Annotated in this window: 1 protein-coding gene; it reads left to right on the top strand. The window is 60.5% G+C overall.

The window, feature by feature from the left end; translation table 11 throughout:
* The coding region (locus tag QM600_RS29525) for a recombinase family protein (RefSeq protein WP_283265325.1) at nucleotides 1–477 on the top strand (477 nt) is incomplete at its 5' end.
* Nucleotides 478–522 lie beyond the last annotated feature (45 nt).

Genomic DNA, 522 nt, shown 5'->3' with positions numbered 1-522 from the left:
AGCGCTGCCGGCTGTTTCAAAGTCTGGACCGAAACCGCGTCCGGTGCAACGACCACCCGCCCGCAACTGAGCGACCTACTTTCCCATCTTCGCGATGGGGACACGTTAGTGGTCTGGCGTCTCGACCGGTTGGGTCGCTCACTCCCCCACCTGTTGCAGACGGTGGAAGATCTCGCGGCTCGCGGTGTCGGATTCAAGTCGTTGACCGAAGCTATCGACACCACCACCTCCGGTGGCAAACTGATCTTTTCCATCTTCGGTGCTCTCGCAGAATTCGAACGAAATTTGATCCGGGAACGGACTCAGGTCGGTCTCGCCGCGGCCCGGGCCCGTGGCCGTACAGGTGGCCGGCCTCCGAAGATGACGTCGACGAAACTTGCTCAGGCGCAACGGATGCGGGAGAACGGAATGCATCTGACCGACATCGCCGAGATCATCGGCGTCGGACGCACCACCCTCTACCGGCATCTGAAGTAAGTCAGCAACACTGCTTTCCCGTCACAGCGAGGGCGATATCCAAGT

The organism is Rhodococcus sp. IEGM 1379 (assembly GCF_030056815.1).
In the GTDB taxonomy this organism is placed as follows: domain Bacteria; phylum Actinomycetota; class Actinomycetes; order Mycobacteriales; family Mycobacteriaceae; genus Rhodococcus_F.
The sequence above is the reverse complement of the archived record's forward strand: the minus strand, read 5'-3'. Positions and strand labels throughout refer to the sequence as shown.